This is a genomic window from Paenibacillus sp. EKM212P (assembly GCF_011066115.1).
Lineage (GTDB): Bacteria > Bacillota > Bacilli > Paenibacillales > Paenibacillaceae > Paenibacillus > Paenibacillus polymyxa_B.
On the sequence record NZ_JAAMNR010000009.1, the window covers coordinates 63,368 to 89,781 of the forward strand.

The 26,414-nt window shown below is 45.2% G+C and carries 20 protein-coding genes; 8 read left to right on the forward strand and 12 right to left on the reverse strand.

Going from position 1 to position 26,414, the window contains the following annotated elements; genetic code table 11:
• The first annotated feature begins 190 nt into the window (after positions 1-190).
• Positions 191-1,582 carry an MATE family efflux transporter gene (locus G9G54_RS21615; RefSeq protein WP_103048395.1) on the forward strand — a complete coding sequence of 464 codons (1,392 nt, stop codon included), beginning with the start codon at positions 191-193 and terminating at the stop codon, positions 1,580-1,582.
• An 89-nt stretch (positions 1,583-1,671) separates the two neighbouring features.
• Here the strand turns inward: G9G54_RS21615 and G9G54_RS21620 are convergent, their stop codons facing one another.
• Positions 1,672-2,661, reverse strand: coding sequence for a zinc-binding dehydrogenase (locus tag G9G54_RS21620; protein ID WP_165179561.1), 990 nt, complete (start codon positions 2,659-2,661; stop codon positions 1,672-1,674).
• 135 nt (positions 2,662-2,796) lie between these two features.
• Between G9G54_RS21620 and G9G54_RS21625 the strand changes: the two genes are divergently transcribed.
• Complete coding sequence (locus G9G54_RS21625) at positions 2,797-3,669, forward strand: LysR family transcriptional regulator (protein WP_165179562.1); 873 nt, start codon at positions 2,797-2,799, stop codon at positions 3,667-3,669.
• The gene (locus G9G54_RS21630) at positions 3,647-4,795 is read left to right on the forward strand and encodes an RDD family protein (protein ID WP_165179563.1); all 1,149 of its coding nucleotides are present in this window, start codon (positions 3,647-3,649) and stop codon (positions 4,793-4,795) included. The genes G9G54_RS21625 and G9G54_RS21630 overlap by 23 nt, the downstream gene beginning before the upstream one ends.
• Positions 4,796-4,934: 139 nt before the next feature.
• Here the strand turns inward: G9G54_RS21630 and G9G54_RS21635 are convergent, their stop codons facing one another.
• Positions 4,935-7,190 carry a glycoside hydrolase family 127 protein gene (locus tag G9G54_RS21635; protein ID WP_165179564.1) on the reverse strand — a complete coding sequence of 752 codons (2,256 nt, stop codon included), beginning with the start codon at positions 7,188-7,190 and terminating at the stop codon, positions 4,935-4,937.
• 130 nt (positions 7,191-7,320) lie between these two features.
• Here G9G54_RS21635 and G9G54_RS21640 point away from each other — a divergent pair, with 130 nt between their 5' ends.
• The gene (locus tag G9G54_RS21640; protein ID WP_165179565.1) at positions 7,321-8,214 is read left to right on the forward strand and encodes an AraC family transcriptional regulator; all 894 of its coding nucleotides are present in this window, start codon (positions 7,321-7,323) and stop codon (positions 8,212-8,214) included.
• 197 nt (positions 8,215-8,411) lie between these two features.
• Positions 8,412-9,350 carry a YwqG family protein gene (locus G9G54_RS21645; protein WP_165179566.1) on the forward strand — a complete coding sequence of 313 codons (939 nt, stop codon included), beginning with the start codon at positions 8,412-8,414 and terminating at the stop codon, positions 9,348-9,350.
• A 71-nt stretch (positions 9,351-9,421) separates the two neighbouring features.
• Here G9G54_RS21645 and G9G54_RS21650 read toward each other — a convergent pair whose 3' ends face one another.
• The gene (locus G9G54_RS21650; protein WP_069290826.1) at positions 9,422-10,285 is read right to left on the reverse strand and encodes a LysR family transcriptional regulator; all 864 of its coding nucleotides are present in this window, start codon (positions 10,283-10,285) and stop codon (positions 9,422-9,424) included.
• Positions 10,286-10,509: 224 nt separating this feature from the next.
• On the opposite strand from G9G54_RS21650, the gene G9G54_RS21655 reads away from it, so the two are divergent.
• Both G9G54_RS21655 and G9G54_RS21660 read left to right on the forward strand, forming a co-directional pair.
• Positions 10,510-10,872, forward strand: a complete 363-nt coding sequence (locus G9G54_RS21655) for a cupin domain-containing protein (RefSeq protein ID WP_013308297.1) — start codon at positions 10,510-10,512, stop codon at positions 10,870-10,872.
• 385 nt (positions 10,873-11,257) lie between these two features.
• Positions 11,258-11,623 (forward strand): cupin domain-containing protein, encoded by a 366-nt coding sequence (locus G9G54_RS21660; RefSeq protein WP_165179642.1) that lies wholly within the window; start codon positions 11,258-11,260, stop codon positions 11,621-11,623.
• A gap of 765 nt (positions 11,624-12,388) precedes the next feature.
• Here G9G54_RS21660 and G9G54_RS21665 read toward each other — a convergent pair.
• The 9 genes from G9G54_RS21665 to G9G54_RS21705 all read right to left on the reverse strand — a co-directional run bounded on the left by G9G54_RS21665 (position 12,389) and on the right by G9G54_RS21705 (position 23,903).
• Positions 12,389-15,433 carry a glycoside hydrolase family 2 TIM barrel-domain containing protein gene (locus G9G54_RS21665; RefSeq protein ID WP_165179567.1) on the reverse strand — a complete coding sequence of 1,015 codons (3,045 nt, stop codon included), beginning with the start codon at positions 15,431-15,433 and terminating at the stop codon, positions 12,389-12,391.
• A 52-nt stretch (positions 15,434-15,485) separates the two neighbouring features.
• The gene (locus G9G54_RS21670; RefSeq protein ID WP_025722097.1) at positions 15,486-16,310 is read right to left on the reverse strand and encodes a carbohydrate ABC transporter permease; all 825 of its coding nucleotides are present in this window, start codon (positions 16,308-16,310) and stop codon (positions 15,486-15,488) included.
• Positions 16,307-17,203 carry a carbohydrate ABC transporter permease gene (locus G9G54_RS21675; protein ID WP_013308301.1) on the reverse strand — a complete coding sequence of 299 codons (897 nt, stop codon included), beginning with the start codon at positions 17,201-17,203 and terminating at the stop codon, positions 16,307-16,309. Before G9G54_RS21675 ends, G9G54_RS21670 begins: the two co-directional genes overlap by 4 nt.
• Before the next feature lie 101 nt (positions 17,204-17,304).
• A complete protein-coding gene (locus G9G54_RS21680) occupies positions 17,305-18,594 on the reverse strand; it encodes an ABC transporter substrate-binding protein (RefSeq protein WP_039274127.1) in 1,290 nt (429 codons plus the stop codon).
• A gap of 215 nt (positions 18,595-18,809) precedes the next feature.
• On the reverse strand, positions 18,810-18,953 hold the full coding sequence (locus tag G9G54_RS21685; RefSeq protein WP_165179568.1) for a hypothetical protein: 144 nt from the start codon (positions 18,951-18,953) through the stop codon (positions 18,810-18,812).
• 44 nt (positions 18,954-18,997) lie between these two features.
• Positions 18,998-20,812, reverse strand: a complete 1,815-nt coding sequence (locus G9G54_RS21690) for a cache domain-containing sensor histidine kinase (RefSeq protein ID WP_165179569.1) — start codon at positions 20,810-20,812, stop codon at positions 18,998-19,000.
• 38 nt (positions 20,813-20,850) lie between these two features.
• Complete coding sequence (locus G9G54_RS21695) at positions 20,851-22,410, reverse strand: response regulator transcription factor (RefSeq protein WP_165179570.1); 1,560 nt, start codon at positions 22,408-22,410, stop codon at positions 20,851-20,853.
• Between the two features lie 260 nt (positions 22,411-22,670).
• On the reverse strand, positions 22,671-23,306 hold the full coding sequence (udk, locus tag G9G54_RS21700; protein ID WP_165179571.1) for a uridine kinase: 636 nt from the start codon (positions 23,304-23,306) through the stop codon (positions 22,671-22,673).
• A 75-nt stretch (positions 23,307-23,381) separates the two neighbouring features.
• Positions 23,382-23,903 carry a ClbS/DfsB family four-helix bundle protein gene (locus tag G9G54_RS21705; RefSeq protein ID WP_165179572.1) on the reverse strand — a complete coding sequence of 174 codons (522 nt, stop codon included), beginning with the start codon at positions 23,901-23,903 and terminating at the stop codon, positions 23,382-23,384.
• Positions 23,904-24,275: 372 nt separating this feature from the next.
• Here G9G54_RS21705 and G9G54_RS21710 point away from each other — a divergent pair, with 372 nt between their 5' ends.
• A complete protein-coding gene (locus tag G9G54_RS21710) occupies positions 24,276-26,369 on the forward strand; it encodes a pectate lyase family protein (RefSeq protein ID WP_165179573.1) in 2,094 nt (697 codons plus the stop codon).
• Positions 26,370-26,414: the final 45 nt, after the last annotated feature.

Genomic DNA, 26,414 nt, shown 5'->3' on the forward strand with positions numbered 1-26,414 from the left:
TGTTATTTTCTATTCAAATGTGAGCAAGACCATTGACAGGATTTTCTTTTGGAGTAATACTTCTATGTAGAGAAAAGTGTACAGAATCAAGAACTAGACACATCTAGCCTTGCAACTTTATACATTTTTTCGCCATGAAGGCTCTTCTGTTGAAGGGTTTTTTTCAATTTGAGAAAAAGAATGTGATGATATGAGTCAACTGAGTGTAAGGATGAGAACACATGGCTTTCTGAATAAGCATTTTTCAGGAGAGTCTATTGATTATCGACAGATTATTGCGCTGTTTATCCCGCTTCTGATTGATCAGGCTTTTATCGTGGGTCTTAATTTGGTGAACACAGCAATGATTAGCTCGTCGGGGATGGCGGCAGTCAGTGCTGTAAATATGATCGATTCTTTGAATATTTTTCTGATTAATGTGTTTGTTGCAGTGTCTACCGGGGGAACGGTTGTCGTGGCACAGTATAAGGGGAGCGGTAACGACCTCATGGTCTCTAAAGCCGCATCCGGCACCATTTCCTCCGTTTCCTTGTTGGCCTTATGTATCAGTTTGTTTATGATCGTGTTGTACAATCCGATTTTAAGTGTTCTGTTTGGTTCCGCCTCGCCTGATGTATTAGCCAACGGTAAGGTATATCTGCTGGGAAGCTGTATGTCTTTTGTGGGGATTGCAATCGTTGAGGCGGTGTGTGGAGCGCTGAGAGGGATCGGGAAGACGAGGGCATCGCTGGCTCTTTCGCTCATCATGAACCTCTCGTACGTGCTCCTCAATGTGGTATTCATTAATGTATTAGATATGGGTGTGCTGGGCATGACGATTGCCGTCAATGTGTCCAGATATGCAGGGGCAGTGTGCGCATTGATTTATTTGGTCAGAGTAGATGACGACTTGCGTGTTCAGCTTAGAGATATGCTTTATTTTAACCTGGCTATGCTTAAAAAGATTCTGTTTATCGGGCTTCCCTTTGCAGCGGAACAGATGTTTTTCAATGGGGGCAAAATTTTAACCCAAATTTTCATTGTGAGTCTGGGGACCAATGCATTGGCGACGAATGCCATTTGCTCCTCCCTAGCTAACGTGTTCCAAATCCCTGCGAATGCTTTGGCTCTTACGATTGTAACCGTGGTCGGTCAATGTATGGGACGTCGAAATGTCGAGGATGCTCGGAAGTTTACCAAATCGTTTATTTGGCTGTCGTCTTGTTCGTTTATTGTAATGGGGCTCATACTGATGCCTTTGTTTGAGCCGATGGTGGGGCTGTTTCATCCGCCTGCTGAAATCGTAGATGACATATTTGTTGTCATACTGATTAATACGTTGGCCCAGATTCCGCTCTGGTCCATCGCCTTTATTACACCCTCTGCACTAAGGGCAGCAGGTGATTCGAAATTTACGTCCCTCACCTCAATGCTGTCCATGTGGTTGTGCCGGGTGGTGCTCGGGTATATTTTGGGCATTGTGTTCAACCTGGGGATTGTTGGTGTCTGGCTGGCCATGGATATTGAATGGGGCGTGCGGGGACTCGTTTTCCTTTGGCGCTTCCGCGGCAACAAATGGGTCCAGCATCGTTTGATCGACTGAATAGGTCCACTACTATAAAATTGACTTCTGGATGAAGGCATTTTACGGTAGTGGATTTTTTTTCTATTCCTATACTTCGTTCAGACTCCTTACTCTATCCTGATCCCTATATTGCCTAGCTGCGCTCTCTGCTGCATACGGTGGAAGGCTTGCGTTGTGTCTTGTAGAGGAAATACGCTATCTATAATCGGATGGAGTGCATGGCGCTCCATGAACTGAAGCATAGCTGCGAATTCCTCTCCACTGCCCATAGAGGTGCCGATGATGCTGATTTGAGGGAAAAATATAGACCGCAACGGAATCTCTACTCGATCTCCTGAGCTTGCACCAAATGTAACGATCCGACCGTTCGGCTTGAGGATATCCAAATATTTATCGAACGTAGCAGGACCGATACTGTCAAGGACCAGATCCACGGTGTCTCCGTTCATACTTTCTTTCCATTCGCTATGGCTGTCGAATGCATGATTAGCGCCATGAGCGAGGGCAGCCTGCCTTTTTGCTTCGCTGCGTGACGTGACGGTGACCCGCGCGCCTGCCGCTAAAGCCATACGCATGGCATACGTGGCTACACCACCGCCAATACCGGGAATGAGGACGTGCTCACCCTCCTGCAATTGGCCTCTTGTGAAGAGCGCGCGATAAGCGGTCAAAGCAGACAAAGGCAGCACCCCTGCTTCTTCCCATGAAAGGTATGCTGGCTTGCTGACCGCATTTTGGACGGGGATGATAACCGATTCAGCGAATGTCCCGTCTGAAGGTCCGCCCAGAATGGCTGGAACCAAGGGAACATGATGCGTATTCTCCCATCCGATACATGGATTGATAATTACATCGGTGCCTACCAGCGAGGTTGGGCCACCAACACCCACAGCCTCAATCACGCCTGCTCCATCCGAACCCAGAATGAGTGGAGCATCGTGGGCTGTTCGATCCGCCATGAGGAACAGATCCCGATGGTTTAAGCCTGCAGCTTTAAGTCTTACCTTCACTTCGTTGTGCCACGGCTGTCTGTCCGTGATGTCTGTATACATCAGGCCCTCAGGGCCGCTTTTGCTGGCATGGATTACGGCTTTCATTTTAAAACCTCCCGTGGTACGAGTTTAGATGTATTTGCATGTACATTGAATTGTACAGAGCGGCAAGCATCCGGTAAAATGAACAAAATCGAACGTGAGTATCACAAATGATCATACCAAGCAGGTGACGTATACATGGAAAGCAGTGATTTGAAAATTTTTCAGGCTGTCGCTCGCGAGGGCAGTATCACGAAGGCTGCGCAAGCCTTGAATTATGTACAGTCCAATGTGACCTCGCGGATTCAGCAGCTTGAGGCACAACTGAACGTACCGCTATTTCGCCGGTCTAATCGGGGAATGACACTAACGTCGGCAGGAGAGAATCTGCTGGAATATGCGGATACCATACTGACCTTGCTCGACGAGGCTGTAAAGTCCACTCAATATTCGGACCAGCCTGCGGGACCTTTGCGACTGGGCTCGATTGAGACGGCGGCGGTTACGCATCTGACTTCTTTATTGACGGAATATCACGCCCAATATTCTGATGTCCATCTATCGCTTATGACAGGCAGCACACATGATCTCGTACAAAAGGTATTAAATTACGAATTAGATGGAGCGTTCGTCTATGGCCCCGTCGATGATCCGCATATAGAGTATGTTGCAGCTTTTGAAGAGGAATTGGTGCTCATCTCGGAACCAGGGAAAAAGGACATGAACGAGCTGCTTGCCAAGCCTATGCTGTTTTTCGACGTAGGGTGCACGCATCGTACAAGAGCGGAAAGCTTTCTGAGCGAAGCGGGTGTGGATGCATATCAGGTTATGGAGTTCGGAACGTTGGAAGTCATTTTGGGTGGTGTAGCCTCTGGTCTGGGGGTGTCCATGTTGCCACAATCGTCGATTGCAAAGGCAGAGGAGGCGGGAAGTATTGCTTCTCATCGTTTACCTGAAAAATATCGCAAATTAGAGGTGTGGTTTGTTTATCGGCGGGATTCGGTTTACTCCAGTGCACTGTCAGGCTTGCTCCGCTGGATGAAAAAGGATGTTATACTTAACCGGGATTAAATTGACATCAGGGGTGTATCATTTGGAAGAACAAGATGTAACGAACAATCCATCTACAGTAGCTCCGGGACCATATGCGACGAATGGCAACTACCATCGACGAGAACCGGATAAGATGGCGGTATTATCAGAAACATACGGAGCCTCTATCTTCTTCAGAAGATGGGCGGCCTGGATGATTGACTTCATTCTTATCGTCTTCGGGTATGGAGGGCTGGTTTATTTTACAGCGAAAAAAGTATCTGAAGTAGGAACCCCAAATATGGGCTTGGTAGTGATGCTCTTCCTGATGGGCTCCTTCTGCTATTATCTGTTACTGGAAGGACTTACAGGCTATACGCTGGGCAAGTTTGTACTTCGCATTCAGGTCGTAAATGGAGAAGGGAAACCGCCGGGCATGGTTAAATCCTTGATCCGTACCCTTATACATTTGGTGGATATGAATCCGCTGCTTTTCTTCGGGCTGCCCGCTGGTATATGTGTGCTGGTGACACCTCGGAAACAACGGATTGGAGATATGGCTGCGAATACATATGTGGTTAAGGTACGGGATTTGGGGACAGTGAGCAGAAAAAAAACCGGAATTTTGTCCGGGGTAATCATCCTGATGACGATCATTTCGATTGTCTTTGCTGTATCTTTAATTACTACGCTCATTACTCAAATCGTGAAGCCTGAGGTATTTACCAGTAAGGATAGTCAGTTTGCGGTTACGGCTCCGTGGAATTGGTCACGAGATGATAGGATTAATGAGGACGCGGACATCTCCATTAAAAATGAATTTACCGAAAGATATTTAATTGTATTGTCAGAACCGAAAAGCGATTTTGACAGCAGTATGACTCTTCAAGATTATAAAGGAATCATTGAGGATCATTTGGTATCAGGAATTATGGCCCCTGAATTGGGGAACCCTTCCGACATCGAGGTAAATGGATACCCTGCCATCGAATTTACCCTGAAAGGGGAAGTGGAAGGTACTCCAATTATGTATAACGTGACCACGATTGAAACACCTTCGCATTATCATCAGGTGCTTGCCTGGACCTACGCTTCGCGATACAGCAGGGCACAGCAAGAGCTACGCAAGATTAGAGACAGTTTCCGTGAAATGAACATGCTGTGAAGTGAACATGAAGCAATAACGATGATTCGAAGTTATAAGGCGGTAAGCGGAACAAGCAGACAGCTTATAGGAGCGTCTGCTTGTTGTTATATAAGCTTACTTTAAAAAATGAACATAAAACGCAGTAGGCGAAATGGTGCTATAGGTAACTTTTGATCACTCGTAATCCGGCCACTTTCGCCACCTTACCTTGTGGATGGGCTTTGAATTGAATCGTCACTTCATTCTTGTGGTTTGTCACAGATAGAGGGAGCTCATAGACGAACGTTTCGAATTTATTCATTTCCTCGGACTCCAGCTTGCCTTCCCCTAAAATCTGACCATCCGCAGTGATGTCAAAGTCACTATGGGGACGGCTCAAGTCCTTCAAATAAGTGACCGCCAATTGGACAGGCGCATCCGGGAGCACCTTCATGACAAAAGAGAACCAGCCCCCTGGCCAGGTATCGCGATATTTGCGGTTATAGATGGACCCCAGACCTACATGCTCGCCATTAAAGGCATGATCCCGTTCAGGCTGCATTTCGGCAGGCTGCACAACGTCCACTGTAAGTCGTTCCAGCTCTAGCTGATACGCTAACGCGGTACGATATTCTGCCTCTGTTGCTGACCATTCCTCCTGGGAAAAGAGATCCCAATAGACGGTATATGAGCGATCATACATTTGATAAAACGGACGAAGCTTCAAGTCTCCGATATAGCCTAAGTCGGTCATATGGAACGTATTAGGCTCGTTCTCGTCAGCAATCAGCTTCGTTGTCAAAGAATCGGCCGATCCGATCAGTACAGACGCCAGCAGGCGCTCCTCATTGGACTCCTGTATGACAGGGCCAAGGTCCCCAGCCAGCACTAGCGGGCCATACATAAAAGCAATTCGGCGTGGATTATCCGGCATTTCCTCGACTCTCACGGTCATAGGAATGTCATACTCGATCGTATCCCCATTGTTCCATTCCCGTTCAATTACAACGTAGCTGGTAGGACAAGCCTCTGTGACGTACTCTTCCCCATTGATTTTAATCATCATCCCTTGCTCCGCCCAATGCGGGCATCTTAGCTTGATCGCGAAGGATTTGGGCTTCTCGCTGATGACGCGTAGCGTTCCCCGTCCATTTTGCGGAAAGAGAGTGTCTTGTTTGAGCTGTACGTCCATCTCGTCCCATGTCACGGTAGAAGGGACATATTGATTGACATAGATCGTTTCTGGCGTGTGAAAATAAATCGCAGTGCCGTACATGGAGTGACTTTCCATACCGGACCCGACACAGCATGTGAAATCCTCATATTGAGAATTAAAGGACTTGTGTCCTCCCATTTCCAGCGATACAAAATAGCACACACGTCCATCTACAGGCTGCTGTGAAGCCAGGATATGATTGAACATCGCTCGTTCATAGTAGTCGGCATAGGCTGCATAGGCATCCCACTCGAACATATGTCTTGTTAATTTCAGCATATTGTAGGTGTTACAAGTTTCACAGGTACCTTCGCCCAAGCGGTCATTCAGCTTCCCGGGTTCACCAAAATGTTCATTATAACTATTGCCGCCGATCACGTAGGAATGCTTGTGAACAACCCGATCCCAGAAAAAGCGAGACAGGTCCGCATATTGCGGTTTGCCCGTCATTTCATATTGCCGTGCAGCGCCAATGATTTTGGGGATTTGCGTATTGGCATGTCGCCCTGCCAAGGTATCTTGGCTATCCGCGAGATCATTTAGCACCTCTCCGTGATAAAAGCGTTCCGCCAGGCTCAGAAAGCGTTCTTCTCCCGAATGTTCCGCCAAATCCGTTAGAACTTCATTCATACCGCCAAACTCGCAATGCAGCACCTGCTGCACCTGATCATCGTCCAGCCCTTGAAGTACATCCTCCAGCCAGTTGCCGAGTTTGATTTCTATAGACAGGGCCTTGGGATGATGCGCCAGCAGATGTGCATCACGCAAGCCCGCAAAAAGTTTGTGCATGGTATATAGTGGCACCCAACCGCCGTTCAGATCAAAGCCCTGGGAGCGGATATCTCCGGCTTTTACTTCTTCAAAAATCTCTTTCCCACGTGGAATGCCGGAAGTGTATCCGTTTTCATGACTGTTTTGGCATATTTCCAGTTCGTCGACTACATAGTTCACGCGTTCCAACAGTCTTTCGTCGCCTGTGGAGGCAAACATCAGTGCACAGCCGGACAGGTAGTGACCGAGTGTATGTCCGCTGATGCCACGCGCTTCCCAGCCTTCATAGTGAGCCGCTTTGGGCTCCAGTCCCGCATATTCACGAAAGCGTGATAGTAAACGGTCGGGTTCCAAACTCAGCAGGTAGGCCGTATTCAGTTCCATCGCATGTAAAAGTGGGCCGGAATCAATTCTTACTTTATGCAAGTCAAAAGCTTTAGCTTTCAAAATCATCGCTCCTTAGCTAAGATGAAAGTGTATATTTCTCCACTACATTAGCATTGCAATCGCGGTATGTCAGTAGCTTAACCATACAATGGGTGGACAAATCCGAACATGAATTTAAAGAGGCGATAACATGACCTATCTAAAAGTAAATGTAGATGCTCCGATCCAACTGATCTCGGCAGGCGAGTTTGTTAACGAGGTGCCTTGGAAACATATGAGTCGTTCCATTGAGAATTTTGAGCTGATCCTGGGTGTCCAAGAGACGGTATATATACGGGAGGAACGGGAAGATTTTGAAGTAGGCGAGGGAGATATTCTATTGCTTTACCCCGGTCGTACGCATAAAGGATATAGGGAGTCATTGCCAGGCGTGAAATTTTATTGGTTTCATTTCGATGTTCCCACAACCCCGAATGTATTATCTAATGAGGAAATGAAGCAGGAAACAAGTGCTATGGATGGGCTTTTGCAGCGACATGGTGTGATGCGTGATATCTATTTACCGCAATGTGTACAGGCAGACAACGGAGATCGGATTCATATTATCGTCAATCAGATTTTGCATGTAGCCAACTCACATTATCTTACATATCACAGCGCAAATTATTTGTTCACCTCGCTGCTGATCGAGATATCTGAACTGGCGCTCAGCCGCTTGCTTTCCAATCCTGTCAGTTCACAGGGGAATGTGAGTTTTAACAAAATTATTGAGTGGACCCGTATTCATGCTGAAGAACCGCTGACCGTGACGGATTTAGCTCGAAAATTCAATTACAACAAGGATTATATCTCTCGTTTGTTCAAGCAAAATACAGGCATGCGTCCCTTGGAGTTCATTCATAGTATTCGTATTAACAAAGCCAAAGAGTTGATTTCCCGTACAGATATGAGCATTAAACAGGTTGCCGAAGAGGCAGGATATAGCGATGAGAAGTATTTTATGCGTTTGTTCAAAAAGAGAGCCCATATGACTCCTTCCCAATACCGGAATGCCTATCACAAAACATTTATGAACAATGTCTAGTGCATTTCCGCTTGGATCGTAAATGCAGATCTGGATGTATCCACCATTCACTTGCAGCGAAGATCGATGATTTGACCGAGGACTGACCAACCTGTCACCAGAGAAATAGCTTGTCAGACTGTAATTTGGTAATCTGATATAAGAGATCAAATGAGAGCAAGCAATACATAATACTTCAATGTAAAGGGGCGAGTGAGATGCTACAACCACCATTAAAGGATGAACTGACTCGAATACTGGAAGGGCATTCACTGGATGAAGATTTAAAAGAAGAGATTCATCAGGAAGCTGAAGTTGCTATACAATTTCATGTGGAGCATGAGGAAAATTATGAACAGGTTGGGAATAGTCGGATCGCCGGCTATCCAGATCTGCCACCCACGATAGACTGGCCATGTAATTCAGACGGGGAATATTATACATTTATTGCTCAAATTAATTTGGGCGAGCTACCTTTTTCACCATTTGAGGGATTGCCTCATCAGGGCATACTTTACTTTTTTCTTGGGCTGGATGAGCCCGCCTATGATATTGATCATAAAATCTTTTACTATAACGGTGACAGCAGCGTTTTGCAGAAAACATTACCGCCTGCTGGGCGCGTAGAGGTGTTGGCGGAGCAACGGGATTTCACCGCGTATGCAATTTCTTTTCATCCGATCCTGACGCTACCATCGGAGGGTGAGCTAGGAGATATTCTTGTAGATCAGTACGAAGAGCTTTATGAGCTTCTATATGAACATAGCGACACGGTGTGGGGGCAGCATCAATCTTTTGCCGGGAATACCCGGCGGGATGCTTATCTACGCCGAAACGGGCTGGAGGGTCTTCTGTTTAACTGGCATAAGAGTGAGAGTCAGATCCATAAGGAAGTCGAGCAAGCTATGCATAGGGGAAATACCGATTATGCGGAGCATTTACGGTCCGAAGTGCTGCCTCAGCTGCAAGAATATCAGACGAATCGGGAAAAGCACGATCAGGCTTCGGAAAATTGGCATGTTCTGCTCTCGGTATCTTCTTTGGATGAGGTTGGCATGTGCTGGTGGGACGCAGGGTATTTGGAATTTTTGATAGATCAAAGAGACTTGAAGAACCTTGATTTCTCGAAGACATATGTCAATCTTGCTACGAGCTAGCTAAAGTTCTAGACTGGGAAAATAAAGTATTAAACTGACGTTGCTTCATTAAGTTGGCAAATAGCAACAAATCACAGATTAGTTATGCCCACCAGCTCCATAAATCGTGAGAGAGCACTGGTCATGTATGAGTCACGACGCCTTATAAACACAGTGGGCACTGTTCTGTACGGTTCCGGTAATGGATGACAGTTAAGTCTTCCCTGCATCCGTGATTCAACCATAGATATTGGTAAGACGGTGACTCCTAACCCGTTTTCAACGCATTTAAGGACACCCTCTAGAGTGCCATATTCCATCACCTTCATAGGAGCATAGCCATTGTCCTCTAGCCATCGCTGCCAACGTCCCAAATAGATGCAATGCGCGAATGACGAAAGCAGTGGTTCATGTAAAATCAATTCTAATTGGAATGGTTCCGGAGAGTAGCTTGTAATCAAAACTAGAGATTCTTCGAAGACAGGGTATTCAACAATTTCCGGATGAAGAATTGGCCCATCCACAAATGCGCCGTCTACCTTATATTTGAGAATGGTACTAACCTGATCTACAGTAGGTGCCATATATAAGCTTAATTCTACTTGTGGAAATTTCTTGTGATATTGTGTAAAAATCAATGGCAATCGTGTAGAAGCAGTTGACTCCATAGCTCCAATGCGCAAAGTTCCCCGCGGGGCAGAAGAAAGCTTAACTGCCTCAATCGCTTCCTCGAAATCGTAAAGCAACTTGTTTACATGCGGCAACAGTTCACGTCCTGCAGGCGTTAAGGATACCTTCTTATGATATCGATATAACAGAGGAACGCCCAACTCTTGCTCAAGACGTTGTATTCGTGCAGTAACATTGGACTGTACATAATTCAATTTCTCAGCAGCTTTTGTAATGCTTTGTTCAATTGCTACTGCCTTAAACACCTCCAAAGATCTAATGTCCAAAACAACTCTCTCCTTTTTGCATCACAAAATTTGATTATCTATACACTATTTTTTAATTTTACGTGATGCATCGCAGTATGTAAACTTAGTGAATAAGAGGGATTTACACCAAAACCAAGTGATTGAGTACCTCGTTATCTGATAATGAGGAGGAGAATGGGGAAAAGGAGATTCTAGCCGGGGCAAAATGCAGTACACGTTACCAATAATGAGGAGGGAATCTCATGATTTCGAAGGTCAATGTACAAGATAAATTTTTGCAAATAATTGATTATTGGAATCCCAGAATAGGTGGAGAGTTGAACGATTCATACGTAAAAATGGCAAAGATCAAGGGTGAATTCATTTGGCATCACCATGATCACGAGGACGAAATGTTCTTCGTATGGAAAGGGAGACTACTAATCCGTTTGAGAGACGGTGAAATAGCTGTTAACGAAGGGGAGTTTGTTATTATACCTAAAGGGGTTGAACATCAGCCAATTGCTGAAGAAGAGGTCCATTTACTATTAATCGAACCAAAAACTACTCTAAACACGGGAAATGTGGTAAATGAACGAACCGTTTCGATTCCTCAACGAATTTGATGAAACGCTAGTTGAACAAATAGTCTAAACCTCCTAATAGAAGCAAAACTAGAATTAATTGCCCAAGTAGGAGGCTTTATTATGATTTTAAGCGAACTTTGGCGTCATTATGAAGCGGATAAGCGAAATTCCTAAGTTCTTGATGGAGGAAGATGTAATTCATCTGATGATCTCTTGTCAGATACTAAGAGAAAGAGCTTTACTTGAGTTTCTCTACAGCACAGGCTGCCGAATTGGAGAGGTCGAACTGTATCGTCGATTTTTTTAGTATGTTAGCGGCTGATCCTCCTTTAGAGATCCGCCGCATTCAACTAAAGGGCAGGATAGTTAACAACGAACCAAGTTGGTAATATGGTATATTGAACAATAAAAAGGAGGAATTAGTATTAATTACCAATCTATTAATATGAATGAGAAATTATCTAAGTTTAATGAACATTGGTCTCCGAAAGTCATTGGTGAAATGAATGACTATCAATTTAAATTGGTCAAGATAGATGGGGATTTTGTATGGCACGATCATCAAGATACCGACGAGGTGTTTATCGTGCTCGAAGGGGAGATGTTCATCGATTTCCGAGATGGCCAAGTAAAGATTTCCCAAGGAGAGATGTTTATTGTACCAAGGGGTGTCGAACACAAAACTTTCGCTAACCAGGAGTGTCATATCATGTTGGTAGAGCCCAGGGGCGTAGTAAACACTGGCGAGACTGAGTCAGAATTAACAGCAGTCAATGATATTTGGATCTAATGCATTTAGCTTCAGTTCGATTACATCGTTAAAGTAACGGGACACGTTAACTAAACATTAAGGAGTAGTATGCCATTTGGCAGCTGCTCCTTTTTCATTAAACCAACGGGTAGGAGGGTTAGAATTAATGACCGATATAGGAGTGGTTATTATGAAACGTAGGGGAGTAAAAATGCCAAATAGTATGTGTTTAGGGTGTCGACTTGCAAATAAAATAATTGAAACGAACACTGTTTATGAGAACGATTACGTTACTTGCATTCTGGATATCGCACCATTAAATGAGGGCATGTTCTCATACTTCCTAAAAAACATTACCACGGAGTCGATGACTTGGACGAAATTACTGCCAACGAGATTATGAAGGCATCTATAATGCTAAAAAAGGTTGATAGTAACACAATTCCATCCTGATGGGATAACCATCATTCAAAATGGTGGTAAATTTAATGATTTGTCACATTATCATATGCATTTCCTTCCACGCTATGATTCTGATAGTTTTGCTTGGGTGGAACCCTCTGACACCACGAATGCAAAGGGGCGTTTAAACGAAACCAGAGGAAAGTTGGTGAAATGAATAAACTAGCTGTAATTGCGCTATCGGGAGATGTTAGTTCAATAGAACAACGACAATCTAGGACTTTATTTTCTGCTGACAGTATGATTGAAATGATATAATGCAAAAGCCCTTCCGGCTTTCCATGAGGGAAGCAGCGGAAGGGCTTTTGCTATATCTACTTGTCTAACAGTGAGCGTGCTTATTTATACTCGTTGCATGGTAAATTCGAATTCCAGCTTTTGATCGGCTGCAATTTGGTATTCTTCATGTACGGGAGCTCCCCAGCTGTCATCGCCGCCTACACCCATTTGCTTTCCAGCTACGGTGACAACGGTGTAATACACGTTGGGCAGCTCATACAGATGGTAGGCACTTTCCAGCTCAAACGCTGTATACGGTGAAATATTGCATTCCACCGGTGCGGTAGCAGGTGCAGTAATGCGTATACCTCGCTGAGAATCGTCGGTAATATCGACACGGCGCACGCCTGTACGATTGCCGGATTCCTGTGGTACAACATACCCGGACACGTTATCCGCAGCTTCGTTGTGGAATACGCCTAGTCTTGCGCCGAAGGCCCGGTCGATGTAATTCTCCTCCGGTCCCATCGCGTACCAGTCCAGATGGCGGTAGTCCGCCGGAACCTTGAACGAAAGAGCAAAGATCGGCAGGTTAGGCAATCCTGAGACGCCTTCATAAGTCGATTTTACGTTCAGACTGCCATCCGCCAAGACGGTGTAGGCTACCGTTACCTGTGCGTCTGCATGAATGCTCAGCGTGTAGCGGAATGTAACGGTTACACGGTCTGTTTGTTCTTCCGTAACCTCGATGCCCACGCATTTACGTGTCAGACTTGCAGCGAACCAGCCACCGGCTTCAAAGCCTAGTGCGGTTCCCCGATCATTGTCTGTGGTCGCCCGCCAGAACAATGGAGCAGGAGGCATGGCGATCATCTCACGTCCGGCGTAGCGAAGTGAAGTCAGGCTGCCTGCTCCTTTGGAGAACATCATACTGAAATCTGCACCGTGAACACCAATGTTAACATCGCCATGCACCACTCGTAAGGCACTGACCGTAGGGATCTTCAGTGGATTTGGATCTTCCACGATGAAAATATGTTGTCCGAAGGCCACTTCGTGTCCAGCCTCAGCCCAGAGCGTCGCTTCCTTCAAAACCAGAGCGGTGTGAATAACGTACTCACCAGGCTTTCCATCCGTATTAGGGAACGTTAGTGGAATATAGGCTTCGGTCTGAGCCGCTACATCTACATGAATGGCATTACGTGCGATTTCTTGGCCTTCATGCAGCAGGCTATATACTAACTCATAGTCGCCTGTTCCCTCGAATAGGTTTTCATTGCGAAGGGTTACACCGCTGCGATCCGGGGTGAGCTTCAGATTTTGATACAGGAATTTGACCTCCTGCATCTTCGGCGAAACCTTCCGGTCTGCATAGACAATTCCGTCCGTACAGAAGCCATAGTCTGTAGCACGGTCGTCAAAGTCGCCGCCGATCGCGAGGTACTCGCGTCCGTAGCGATCTTTTTTCATAACAGCCTGATCAATATAATCCCAAATAAAACCGCCCTGATACTGCTCATATTTGTTCTCCAGCTCTGTATACTTGTGCATGCCGCCTACGGAATTACCCATTGCATGCATGTATTCGCAACTGATATACGGCTTTTGCGGATTGTCGTTCAGATATTGCTCGATATCTGCGGGTTTGGCGTACATCCGGCTCTCCATATCGCTGGTATCATCGTACGTACGGTTGTGAAACGCGCCTTCGTAGTGCACCAAACGGCTCGGGTCGGTGGCTCGGAAATAGTTGGCGACATTGCGCAGCACTTCACCTGCATACGACTCATTGCCGCAGGACCAGATTAGAATGGATGCATGGTTTTTGTCCCGTTCCAGCATGGAAATGGCGCGATCCATGACGATATCCTGCCACTCAGGCAGATTGGCGGGAATATTCCACGATGGCTCGACGGCGCCGAGTTTTTGCCAGGAACCGTGTGTTTCCAAGTTCATTTCATCAATTACATAGACTCCGTACTCATCGCATAGCTCATACCAAAGAGTCTGATTTGGATAATGAGAGGTGCGAACAGCGTTCATATTGTTCTGCTTGAGCGTCCGGATATCCCACAGCATATCTTCACGAGAAATCGCACGTCCGGTGCGAGCGTTAAATTCATGGCGGTTCACACCTTTAAAGACGATGCGTTTGCCGTTCAAATGCATGACCTTGTTGATCAGCTCAAATTTACGGAAGCCAATTTTTTGTGGAATGACTTCCACGAGCGATCCACTGGCATCATAAATTTGTATGAACAACGTGTATAAATAAGGTTTTTCTGCGCTCCAGCGCTGTACTTGCTCCAAGGTTGCTGACAGCGAAGCTGTGCCATCAGTAAAGTCAGCTTTCAAAGAAGCAACTACATGGTCGGCAGCATCTTTCACATCGACAGTTGCATAGGCCGTTGCCGGCTTTTCCAAGGTCAATTTCAGCCCCAGAAGGCCCTGCGTGTAGGAAGCATCCAGATCCGCCTTGGCATGCAGGTCACGTACGTGAACCGTAGGGATGGTATAGAGATATACGTCTCTGAAAATACCAGAAAAACGCCAAAAGTCCTGATCCTCTAGCCACGCTCCCGTACTTCTTTGATATACCTCTACTGCCAGCTTGTTTTCGCCTGCTTGCAGGAATGGTGTCAGTTCAAAATCAGACGGGGTAAAGCTGTCCTCGCTGTAACCGACAAATTGTCCGTTCAACCATACATAGAAAGCCGACTCAACGCCTTGGAAAGAAATGAACACAGGTTGCGCGTCGGAAGCCATATTTTCCGGCAAAACAAAGCTTTTGATATAGCTTCCGACCGGGTTGTGATCCTCCGGAATATGGGGTGGGCGAACGTCCGAATGTCCGTCCCACGGATACATCGTATTCACGTACTGCATTTGGCCAAAGCCTTGCGTCTGAATGTGACCCGGTACCTGAATATCGCTCCAGCCGCCGTACTCAAAGCCTAGGGTATAGAACTCTACCGGACGGCTGGCTGGATTTGTTGCATAGTTAAACTTCCAGCTCCCATTCAGGCTATGACGCCAAGCCATATCAGCTTGCTGCTCCGCTTCCTGAAGCGTAGCGTAATATTTGTGATCGGAATAGGCGGGCAGCCGATGTACAGCAAATTTGGTTACGTCGGTCAGCCAGTCCAGACTAGGGGTATGGATGGTCAAGGCGAACACTCCTTATTTTTAAAATGAAATGAAGCACGTACACAGAAATCTGTTATTTTACCGAACCTACCATGCCCGCTACAAAGTGCTTCTGCATCAGGAAGAATACCAGTGCGGTCGGCAGTGTGGACAGAACAATGGCGATCATGATGACACCGTAATCCGGTGCATAGCTGGAGCCAAGGTTCGAGATCAACAGCGGAATCGTTTGATTCTCCGGCGTTTGCAGCACAATCAGAGGCCAGAGGTAGTTGTTCCAGCTGGACATGAATGTGATGATCGCGGCAGCGGCATAGGTTGTTTTCATCGTAGGCATATACACCCGGAAGAACAGACCCAGCTCGGATAATCCATCCATACGACCTGCTTCCAGTAGATCCTTTGGAAACATCTTGGTGCTTTGACGGAAAAAGAAGATCAGAAACGCCGTAGTTACGGTCGGAATGACGACAGAAGAGAGTGTATCAATACCGATCCATGGTATGACATTAGAAATACTGCCGAACATCCGGTAGAGCGGAATCATGATCGCCGCAAACGGAATCATCATAGACATCAGCAGGATATTGAAGACAACGTCTTTCGCTTTACTTCTGTAAATTTCAAAGCCATAACCGGCCAGTGATGCGATTAGCATAGCCAGCAGCGTAGTTGAGATAGAGACTTTTGCAGAGTTACTTAGTGCGGTAACGATGTCTACTTTTTCGAGCAGATTGTGCATGTTATCCATCAGATGGGAGCCAGGCAGAAGCTTGCCTTTGGTCACATCGACTGACAGGTTCGTGGAGCTGGATAGCATCCAGAGGAACGGGAAAATCGAAACGAACGACACAATGATCAGAAAGGCGTACGTAAATGCTCTTTTTGTTTTCATCATTTTTTCTCACCTGCCACTTTGAACTGGATAATCGACAAGATAATGATCATAATGACGATGGAATAAGATACGGTCGCCGCATAACCAAAGTCGGATGAATATTTGAAGGACAAATTGTAAATATATTGCGAAATTGAAGATGTCGCGTTCCCTGGCCCACCCTTGGTAATATTCATAATTTCATCGAAGAGTTGGAGTGTACCAATCGTTGATGTAATCGAAGTGAACAGGATAATCGGCTTAAGCAGTGGAACCGTAATGCTAAAAAACTGTCGGATCGGGGAAGCTCCGTCAATACGGGCCGCTTCGTAGATGGAACTGTCAATGTTCTGAAGACCGGACAGGTAAAAGATCATATTGTAACCAGTCCAGCGCCATGTGATCGCGATAATAATCGTAACCTTGGCCCAGAAAGGATCTGTAATCCATTGGATGGGCGTGCCAATCACGTGCAGATTTAGCAATAAGGAGTTTACCAAACCGTCGGACGAGAACAGGTACTTGAAGACAACCGAGTATGCTACAAGGGATGTGATACACGGCAAGAAGATGGCTGTGCGGAAAAAGCCCTTGAATTTCAGGTTTTTATCATTCAACAATACCGAAATGAACAGAGCCAGAATGACCATCAAAGGTACTTGGAAAATCAAATAGATAAACGTATTCTTCACGGCGGTTATAAACATTTTATCGGTGAACAATCGCTTGTAGTTATCAATGCCGTTAAAGCTCAGATTAGACCCTGTACCTGTCTTAAAGGACAAGATAAGCGCCTGAATCATCGGATAGAAATAAAAAGCGGCAATCATGATCACTGCGATGGATATGAACAACCATCCTGTCATACCTGCTTTGAGACGTGTTGTAGTTATTTTGGGCGCGGCTGTCTTCATACCATGTCAACTCCCTGTGCAGCAATAAAACCTTGAACTCGCAAGCCCAAGGTTTTAAGTGCTTATCGTTTTATTGTTTAGCCTTGGCTAGATGGACTGTCTTATTTAAGCTGTGCTTCCGCCTGTCCTTGAGCATCTTTCAGAACTGCGTCTACATCTTTTCCGTTCAGATAGTTTTGAATTTCAACGGTCATGATATCCTCAATGGCATACGTGTGCAAGCCATAATTGACTTTTGGAACTTGTTTAGTCCATTCTGCAAATTTCTTGTATACTTTGTCCCCACCGAAGTACGGATCTTCCACGTCATAAGCTTTACCACTGGAAGCTGCGTTCAATGAACCAACAATTCCAATTTTGCTCAGCATATCTTGATACAGCTCTGGATCTGTTCCGAATGTCTCTTTCAGGAAATCAGCAGCGGTATCTTGACCGTCCGAGTTAAGGACATACCAGGAGCTGCCGCCGAGGCTGGAAGCATTCACGGATTCAGGTATATTTTTCAGCTTAGGGAAAGGAACAACGGCCCATTTACCCGATTGCGAAGCTTCTGCTTTGATCGAAGGTGTAATCCAGTTACCTGTAGGTACGGAAGCAACTGCACCGCTGTTGAATGCGGCCAGGAACTGACTCCAGTCGGCATTCATTTTAACAATGTTGGCGTCGAACAAGGATTTGTACGTTAAGAGCGCTTCTTTCAGAGCTGGATTACCAGCCAGATTTGGTGTTTTACCGTCTTCTTTCAGGTACCATGAACCTGCAGTTTGGATCATACCACGGATCAGACCGAGGTCATTCGGATCTTGAGTCAGCATTTCTTTGCCTGTTTTTTGTTTTACGGCTTTACCAATTTCAATAAATTTGTCCCAATCAATATTGGTCAGGTCTGCTACTTTGTAGCCGGCTTGTTCCAAATAATCCGTTCTTACATACAGTCCCATAACACCGGAGTCGAATGGAACACCGTATTGCTTGCCATTGTAGCTAGTCGGTCCGATTTTATAATCAGCAAAGTCGGATGCTTTGATCGTGCTGCTCATATCATGGAAAGAATCGGGATAGGCTTGTAAGAAGTTCTGTGCCCGATAATCCTCGATCAGAACCACGTTCGGCAGTCCTTTGGTAGAACCAGAGTTAAGACCAGCATTCATTTTTTGTACGATATCGTTTTGAGCATATTCAACAATGTTTACGGTTACATCTGGATGTTTGGCAACGTAGCGATCTTTTGCCAGCTTCAGGGCTGCGATATTAAAGTTCGGGTCCCAAGCCCAGACGGTGATTTCTTTTTTGCCTGAATCTGTGGTAGTAGCTGCTTTCTCGGAATTGCTGGAGCATGCGGATAGCAAGATCAAGCTTGCAATCAGCAAAAGGAAAGTCATTTTTTTCATTTTGTTCAACCCCTACTCTTTTTTATATGTTGCTTGCTAGTTCTAAACCTCTTGAATGAAAGCGGTTACCTTATTTATAAATCTAGTGTACCATCCATACTTTGTTGGCGTTAGGAATATCTTTATACGGATTGGTCTTATTATTATGATTTATCAAAAAAGGTACCGCTTACATTTGTATTTTGTTTTGGTTTAGGTACTTTTTTTAGGTTGAATTAAAGTTGTTCACGAAGCGCCACTGCGCGGCCGGATGGTGCTTCCCATCGCTGTTGTATCCAGATTTCTTTATTCAAATTATATAAGGTTGAAATCCGGATACAAAGGCGACCGCTACGCTTGTACAGCACCATTCCGCCCACTCCGTTCTTGTTCCACCTTCTTTGTTTAGTTCAGTCTATATTTTTTATGGGGTAGGAGGGGCGGGTTTTACGATCAATGGCAGGGTCATTCTGACTTTGGTGCCCTCGCCTTTTTTACTGGAGATGGTCACGCCGTATTCTTCTCCATATAAAAGGGTAATGCGGTTGTGCACATTCTGGATGCCGATGCCTGTGAACAGTTGACGCTTGCTCTTGGGATTCGGCAGTCCGTCCTGCGCCGTATGCCCGTCCAATTCCATACCGTCTCCATCATCGACCACCTCACAGATCAATGTATCCTCCGTTTTGGACACCAATATATAGATGTGGCCTACATTTTTTTCATTAAACGCATGGAAAAAAGAGTTTTCGATAAAAGGCTGAATGATGAGCTTGGGCACATGGTACTCCAGACAATCGGGTGATACAAAATAATTCACTTGTACCCGCTGCCCGTAGCGTACATGGTTAATGAACACATAATTTTGCATGTTGGCCATTTCCTGCTCGATGGTGATCGTTTCACTCACATTGCTGATTGTATTTTGCAGTAAGGAAATGAGTGCATTGATCGTCTCGGCGGCTGTTTCCTTGTTTCCTTTGAGCACCAGCATTTTGATCGAAGCCAGAGTATTGTACAGAAAATGCGGATTGATCTGCCGTTGTAGTGCAGCAAGCTCTGCGTTCCGTTGACCCTTTTGCGTCTCTAAAAGCTTACGGATATAGTCATTTAGTTCATCCAGCATGTAGTTGTAAGCATGACTTAATTGTCTAACCTCATAGCTGCCCGTTACCGGGATATAATTATCAAAATTTTTCTCGCGTATGGTCGACATTTGCTTTACCAGTCGAGTCAGCGAACGAATCAGTCGACGGGATATCAGAAAAACGATCACCAAAGCAATCAGTACGATGGCAATGCAGATCCATACAACGGATTTAACGTCTATAATTTGCCCAATGGCGGCTTGTCTGTCAATCATGTTCACCAGATAAAAATCAAATGAAGGGATATAGTTGGAAAGGAGGATACTCTCCTTATTCATCACATTCGCATTAATGTAGTTAAGTCCCTGTTCATTGATTTTTGTGGCATAGCCTAGCAGCTCACTGGAGCGTTGTCCGATCAGATCCTGGCGGTTGCTCGATACAATCAGTCCCGACTTGTCCAAAATAAGCACATCATTGCCGTTGCTCGTGAAATTGTTATAGAAACGGCGAAATTCAGGCTCTCGGATAGCGATGTAGATCATGCCGTACAGGGTGCCGCTGGTCCGCTCCATAAATGGTTTGGAGGCGATGATATAGGGTGTTGGCTTTTGCGGGGTACTATTCATTTGTTGCTGCAACAATTCAGTATCCATTTGATACATAAGCTGTGCCGGTCGTGCTACACTTCGGGCTGTAATAGTACTGCTCTTAAGCTCTTCCGCAGTTACAGGCCAATAGGACGAGTCGGAGTAAAAGCTCCGGCCATTCAGACCTGTTACAGCGACACCGACATCATAGGCATCGACGTTCGATTTAATTTGCTTCATTTGCTGTGCCATTCCGAAGTAAATCCTCGCCGAGTTAATCGAGTCAGATTGACCGCCAGTCAGATAGTTCTTGACCGTTCCATTTTCCGAAGCATGGGTTACGGCATTCACGATAGAATCATTGAAGGATTCAAAGCTGGATTGAATCTGGCTGAGTACCTTGGCATTTGTAATACTGAATGTCTCAGCAAAAAGTCGTTCAGACATCCGAATCGTCACCAAAGAGGTCAGCAAGGACACTGCAGTGATGCTGACCACCATAACAATAAAGATTTTGAAGAACAGACTTTGATATTTGATCTTATGGATATATCTTTTCATATTCAATCTCTTTTCTACTGGCAGATGTGGCTTACTCCCTAATAGAGATGCTCCCGGCGGTACTGACTGGGCGAGTAACCCTTCACTTTTTTGAACACTTTGGTAAAATAGCTGGGGTCCGAATAGCCTACCGTGCTGCTAATATCCGAAATGGACATCGTCCCCGACCGTAGTAACTCCGCGGCTTTTTCAACCCGAATTTTGTTGAGATACTCGCTAAAGCCTTCTGTATGGTGTGCCGTAAAATAACTGGACAAGTAGGAAGGGTTAAAGTGAAAATATTGCCCAAGTGTCGTCAAATTGAGTGTTTCAGCATGATGCTCCTCAATATACTCCAGCAGTTTTTTCATGCTTGCACTACTTCCTTGCTGTGTTTTAGCCATGATCTGTCTGTTCGCTTCCTCCAAAAAAGTCTCCAGAAGGCGCACGGCTTCATGTACATGAGGGGCATCATTAATTGTTTTGAAATAGGAATATTTCGCCGCATCCAGCTCCTTCATATCATACCCCTGATTCCCTAGCAAAATCGTAATGTTGAACACGATATTTCCGAGAAGCGATTTGAATTCAAAAGCGGTAGAGGTATAGTTACCGGACATGGCAGCTACATAGGATCTCAAATCCTGAAAAGCTGTATCAAAATGCTCACGCTTCATCTCTTCTGTAAATTGTTTTAAGTTGAACGAGCTGTTCACCTGTACAGGCGGAGGGAGTTCGTCTTCTATTAGCAGCGCTGTTCCTGGAAAGTAAAAGCGGTAACTCAGCAGTTTTGGCAGTTCATCCTGATAGACGTCACTAATCTGATTGAAGTCATCAAATAAATGGCTAACTGCCCAGCCTGTCTGTGGATCGACTCGCTTTGTCTCCTGAGCAACTTCCCTAACCGCAGCCATCCAGGCGTTCACTTCCCGTGGATCAAGATTGGCTAAAAACACAGCCGCATAGACATCAGATGGCAGTTGTCGCAGTACGATGTACTCACAGGCAGAGGATACTCGATCCGTAAGCTTGGAAAATAGGTCCGAGGCAGAGATGGAGCGCCCTTTATCCTGCTGTGCCAGCTGTTCTATACCTATGAGCGCAAAACGGGCATAAGGAAATGCTTGCTTGAGCAGCTCGGCGTCATAGTCCATGCTATACCCGGAGATCAGCTTTTCGATCACATGATCTATCGTAATTTGACTATTCCCGGCATCTGCTTGATATTGAATGGATGGAATTTTGCGAGCGGTTCTCTGGAGCACCTGGAGCAGCTCATCCGTGTCTAGCTTGGGCTTTAAAATATAGTCAGCAACCCCTTGCTGAAAGGTGGATCGCACGTAATTAAACTCGCCGTAACTGCTAAGTACAATGACTTCGATATCTGGATAGTTCTGTCTGACTATGCGCGTCAGCTCCTCGCCATCCATGATCGGCATTACGATATCTGTAATGACTATATGAGGGCGCAAGGTTTCAATTAGCTCCAATGCTTCTTTACCGTTAGAAGCTTCACCTACAATTCGAAATCCATACTGTTCCCACGACAGGTGGTGTTTGATCCCTTGCCGTACCAATATCTCATCATCCACAATCAAAATGTTGCATAGCTCATTCATGGCAGCACTCTCCGTAATTATACCTATTCGAGGATTTTGCAAAAATCCTGATTCAAAAAAGACCTCCATCACGTGGACGTCGTATCATCTGAGGCACATATTTGATAACGCTTCCAACTTGGCTTAAATCTAAAGCATTTAATCTTTACATGCTAACATAAACCACGCGGGGATTCCAAAAAAATTTAGTCCAAATGGCATATAAAACAACAAAAAAGGCAGTCGAGAAAATCTCGACAGCCTAAATAACCGGGATTACCTTATACAGTACCCCATGTCCGATCTCCTGCTAAATATTTCTCAGTCAAAATAGACAGCAGTTGAATACCAACCTCATTGTGTCCTCCCTCAGGAAGGATCAGGTCAGCGTATTTCTTGGAAGGCTCAATAAATGCCTCATGCATCGGCTTAACGGTAGTCAAATAGTGATCGTGGATCGAATGGATGGTGCGGCCGCGTTCCTCAATATCGCGAAGAACCCGACGGAGAATACGCACATCAGGGTCCGTATCCACAAATACTTTGATGTCAAGCAGACTGCGGAGCTTTTCGTCTGACAGTACGTGCAGACCCTCCAACATAACGATATGATTCGGCAGAAGCTCTACCGTCTCGTCCGTGGAGCGGGCATGAACCGTAAAGTCATACACGGGCGCTTGTGTCGCTTGTCCTTTTTTCAGACATTGGAGATGCTCAATAAGCAATTCGTTGTCAAAGGCAAACGGATGATCATAATTGACCAAAGCACGTTCACCATAACTCAGATGTGAATGGTCTTTATAATAGTTATCCTGAGATATGAAAGTCACTTTATTAGATCCCAGACGCTCAACGACGGCGCGTGCTACCGTCGATTTACCGGAACCTGTACCGCCGGCAATACCAATAATAAGCATGGCGTTTCACTTACCCTTCCCTAAATGTATCCCGATACAACTCAAGTATTGTAGCACAATGCACACTTTTTTTCATCACTGTTGAACTTTGTATTTCTTCCATTTCCGTATCTTGGCTCTGAATGTTTTAAACGGTGCCACCGAGTTGATATGAATCCATCTTGCCATGGGCCAGTTCGGATTAGTCCCTGTCCAGTCGTGAACGCCCTGAGTGAAGAGCTCTTCATGACTAAGTGTGTCGATCCAATCCAGCCACTTTTGCTCAGCCAACTTGAACATATCGCGTAATTCATGTAAAGATTGGTGGGAGTAGGTCTTGTAAAATGATTGATATAGTTCGCCTAGTCTATTCCATTTATAATTGGGGGCGGGCATGATCACGGTTTTTCCTTCCCGTTCGTCCTTGTCCCATGTCATGACAAGATGAAGCCATCCGAGCTGGTAGGCAATCATTTCTGCGGGTGTTTTATCTACTTCAGGGATACGAATATCCTTTTGGCTCTCGTCGATTTCCTGGAACTCACCGTCAAATCGTAAGTAGGAGGCATGAATGGCTTCCTTTAACTCTGATTTGGAGGCGTATTCGTAACTGGACATCTCATCGCTCCTTTAAATGATATGGATGATACTCACCCTTTATATGTACCATTCCCAATATGACAACCGTATGTCTTATTCAAAAATAAAAAAATATCGTTTTTTGTGATTTTATGAAACAGCATTTGGTGTGTTCACGAAAAAGGATGCAAAATTAATAGAGAAATTAAGACAAAAGATAAGTAATTAGACATATTTTAATATTTATTTAAGTGTCTATAATTATTGGAGTATAGCGCTTAGGGCCCTCATTGGTGTTGGAATATTATTCCCTTCATCAGTACGTTATATACCGTTGGGCATGTCATGTCCGATAAACGGTGCAACCTTTGCTTTAGTATTCATGAATCTAATCGAGAAGGAGACTGTTATATGAAGTCGAGTTTGTTAAAAAAATGTGCAAGTGTAATGTTAAGCAGTACGTTGGTACTGTCTTTATCATTACCGTTGCTAGGTCATGCACATGCGGATGGGAATTTACAGATAAGTGATGATTTTGAACAAGGGGAAGCTCAAGGCTGGACCGCAGGATCGGGGAACTGGTCTGTGGTCAAGGATGGGAATGGATCTACATACCAACAATCTAGTCGAAGCGAAAGCCATTCCGTCAAAGGTAATGCCTCATGGACGAACTATAGCGTGCAAGCAGATGTATATGTAAATGATTTTAATGGCTCCAATCGAGTCTACGTTGCAGGTAGATACACAGATTCCAACAACTTCTATGCAGCTTCGTTGTACAACAAAAAAGACGGAGCTCTTGAGATTCGAAAAAAAGTCAGAGGTTCTATGAAGACATTGGCTACCCATAAAAAATACAAACTAGACACGAATACATGGTACAGAGTTAAGCTGGAACTATCCGGTTCGGAAATCAAAATGTATGTCAATGATCAACTGGAGCTGTCCGCAACAGACACCAGCCTCACTGCTGGAGCCATTGGTTTGGTAACCTCCAAAGCAGCTGCCCAATTCGATAATGTGATGGTATCCGGTGCTTCTTCCGAGGTAGATCCAGGAACACCGCCTGTGAACCAAACACCAGGTACAGCACAACCGACTCCTGGGGTGGACCCTGATGTTAACTCTAAAAATAACTATAATTTGACTGGCTTTTCGTATGGTAATACAGGTGGTGGCAACATTGCGGATACAGATGCCAACTACAAAAAGGTTTACAACGCTGTAGATCTCAACGAAGCACTGAAGAAAGGCAGCAAAGTCAAAGTGATTGAGATTATGAACGATCTTGATCTCGGTTGGAATGAAATTCCTAGTGCTGCCAAGGTAATGCCTTTTAGTGCCAACAATCCTGTACAGACGCATCCTGTTCTGAAAAAGACAGGTGTGAGCAAAGTCTATATCGAAAATATGAATGGGGTTACGATTTTCTCTGCCAATGGTGCGAAAATCAAACATGCTGGCTTTGTCATCAAAAGAAGCTCTAATTTGATTTTCCGTAACCTCGAATTTGATGAGCTTTGGGAGTGGGATGAAGCAACCAAAGGGAACTATGATAAGAATGACTGGGATTATGTTACCATCGAAGGTACAAGTTCCAAGGTATGGATCGACCACTGTACATTTAACAAAGCCTATGATGGTTTGGTAGATGTGAAAAAAGGTAGTAACGGAGTTACGATTTCCTGGTCTTTGTTCAAAGGAGATGACCGCAGCTCGAACAGCTGGGTAACCCAACAAGTCAACGCCATGGAAGCAGACAAGTCTTCCTATCCTATGTACGCTTATCTGAGAAGCAGTGCAGTAGGCATGAGTAAAGAAGATATCATTGATATTGCAGCAGGGCAAAAGAAGGCGCATCTGATTGGTGCTACGGAAATGGCCTCCGACAATGCAGACCTGGAGGTGACGCTGCATCATAATTACTATCTGGATATTCAGGATCGCATGCCTCGTCTGCGTGGTGGTAATGCTCATGCATATAACATCGTTATGGACGATGCCGGATTGGCCAGAGCCAAAAAAAGAATTACTTCTGACATGGCTAAAGCAATTGCCGCAAAAGGATACCATTTTGATGTCGTGGGTAATGGTGCAATTTCAACAGAAAACGGCGCGGTGTTGCTAGAAAAGTCTTATTTAATTGATGTATTTTCTCCAGTGCGTAATAATCAAAAAGATCCTAACAAAGCGGATTACACAGGTAAAATCAAAGCCGAGGACGTTATCTTTTCGAACAACGGTACCGTATTCAGAGGAGGCAGTGACGATGCGAATAGCCCGTTAGCCCCTTACCCTGCCAAGACCAAGGACTTCTCTTGGAATGGGTTCACAACGTTGCCATACAGCTATACAGCCGAAGACCCTGCTAACCTGGTTGCTCAATTGCAGGCCAAGGATGGAGCGGGTGCAGGTAAGCTGAACTGGTCGAGTGAAAACTGGCTCAAAACGGTGTACAATACGTCCGTTACGAAAAATGCAATGGTGGAAGAAGATTCCGAATAGGTAGGCCATATAAAAAAGCAGCCAGTACAGATAAGCTCTGTTGCT

What these genes read in the sequence shown, in the direction of transcription:
- G9G54_RS21615 (WP_103048395.1), top strand. Translation starts at nt 191, where the DNA reads ATGAGTCAACTGAGTGTAAGGATGAGAACACATGGCTTTCTGAATAAG.
- G9G54_RS21620 (WP_165179561.1), bottom strand. Translation starts at nt 2,661, where the DNA reads ATGAAAGCCGTAATCCATGCCAGCAAAAGCGGCCCTGAGGGCCTGATG.
- G9G54_RS21625 (WP_165179562.1), top strand. Translation starts at nt 2,797, where the DNA reads ATGGAAAGCAGTGATTTGAAAATTTTTCAGGCTGTCGCTCGCGAGGGC.
- G9G54_RS21630 (WP_165179563.1), top strand. Translation starts at nt 3,647, where the DNA reads ATGTTATACTTAACCGGGATTAAATTGACATCAGGGGTGTATCATTTG.
- G9G54_RS21640 (WP_165179565.1), top strand. Translation starts at nt 7,321, where the DNA reads ATGACCTATCTAAAAGTAAATGTAGATGCTCCGATCCAACTGATCTCG.
- G9G54_RS21645 (WP_165179566.1), top strand. Translation starts at nt 8,412, where the DNA reads ATGCTACAACCACCATTAAAGGATGAACTGACTCGAATACTGGAAGGG.
- G9G54_RS21655 (WP_013308297.1), top strand. Translation starts at nt 10,510, where the DNA reads ATGATTTCGAAGGTCAATGTACAAGATAAATTTTTGCAAATAATTGAT.
- G9G54_RS21670 (WP_025722097.1), bottom strand. Translation starts at nt 16,310, where the DNA reads ATGATGAAAACAAAAAGAGCATTTACGTACGCCTTTCTGATCATTGTG.
- G9G54_RS21675 (WP_013308301.1), bottom strand. Translation starts at nt 17,203, where the DNA reads ATGAAGACAGCCGCGCCCAAAATAACTACAACACGTCTCAAAGCAGGT.
- G9G54_RS21680 (WP_039274127.1), bottom strand. Translation starts at nt 18,594, where the DNA reads ATGAAAAAAATGACTTTCCTTTTGCTGATTGCAAGCTTGATCTTGCTA.
- G9G54_RS21690 (WP_165179569.1), bottom strand. Translation starts at nt 20,812, where the DNA reads ATGAAAAGATATATCCATAAGATCAAATATCAAAGTCTGTTCTTCAAA.
- G9G54_RS21695 (WP_165179570.1), bottom strand. Translation starts at nt 22,410, where the DNA reads ATGAATGAGCTATGCAACATTTTGATTGTGGATGATGAGATATTGGTA.
- udk (WP_165179571.1), bottom strand. Translation starts at nt 23,306, where the DNA reads ATGCTTATTATTGGTATTGCCGGCGGTACAGGTTCCGGTAAATCGACG.
- G9G54_RS21705 (WP_165179572.1), bottom strand. Translation starts at nt 23,903, where the DNA reads ATGTCCAGTTACGAATACGCCTCCAAATCAGAGTTAAAGGAAGCCATT.
- G9G54_RS21710 (WP_165179573.1), top strand. Translation starts at nt 24,276, where the DNA reads ATGAAGTCGAGTTTGTTAAAAAAATGTGCAAGTGTAATGTTAAGCAGT.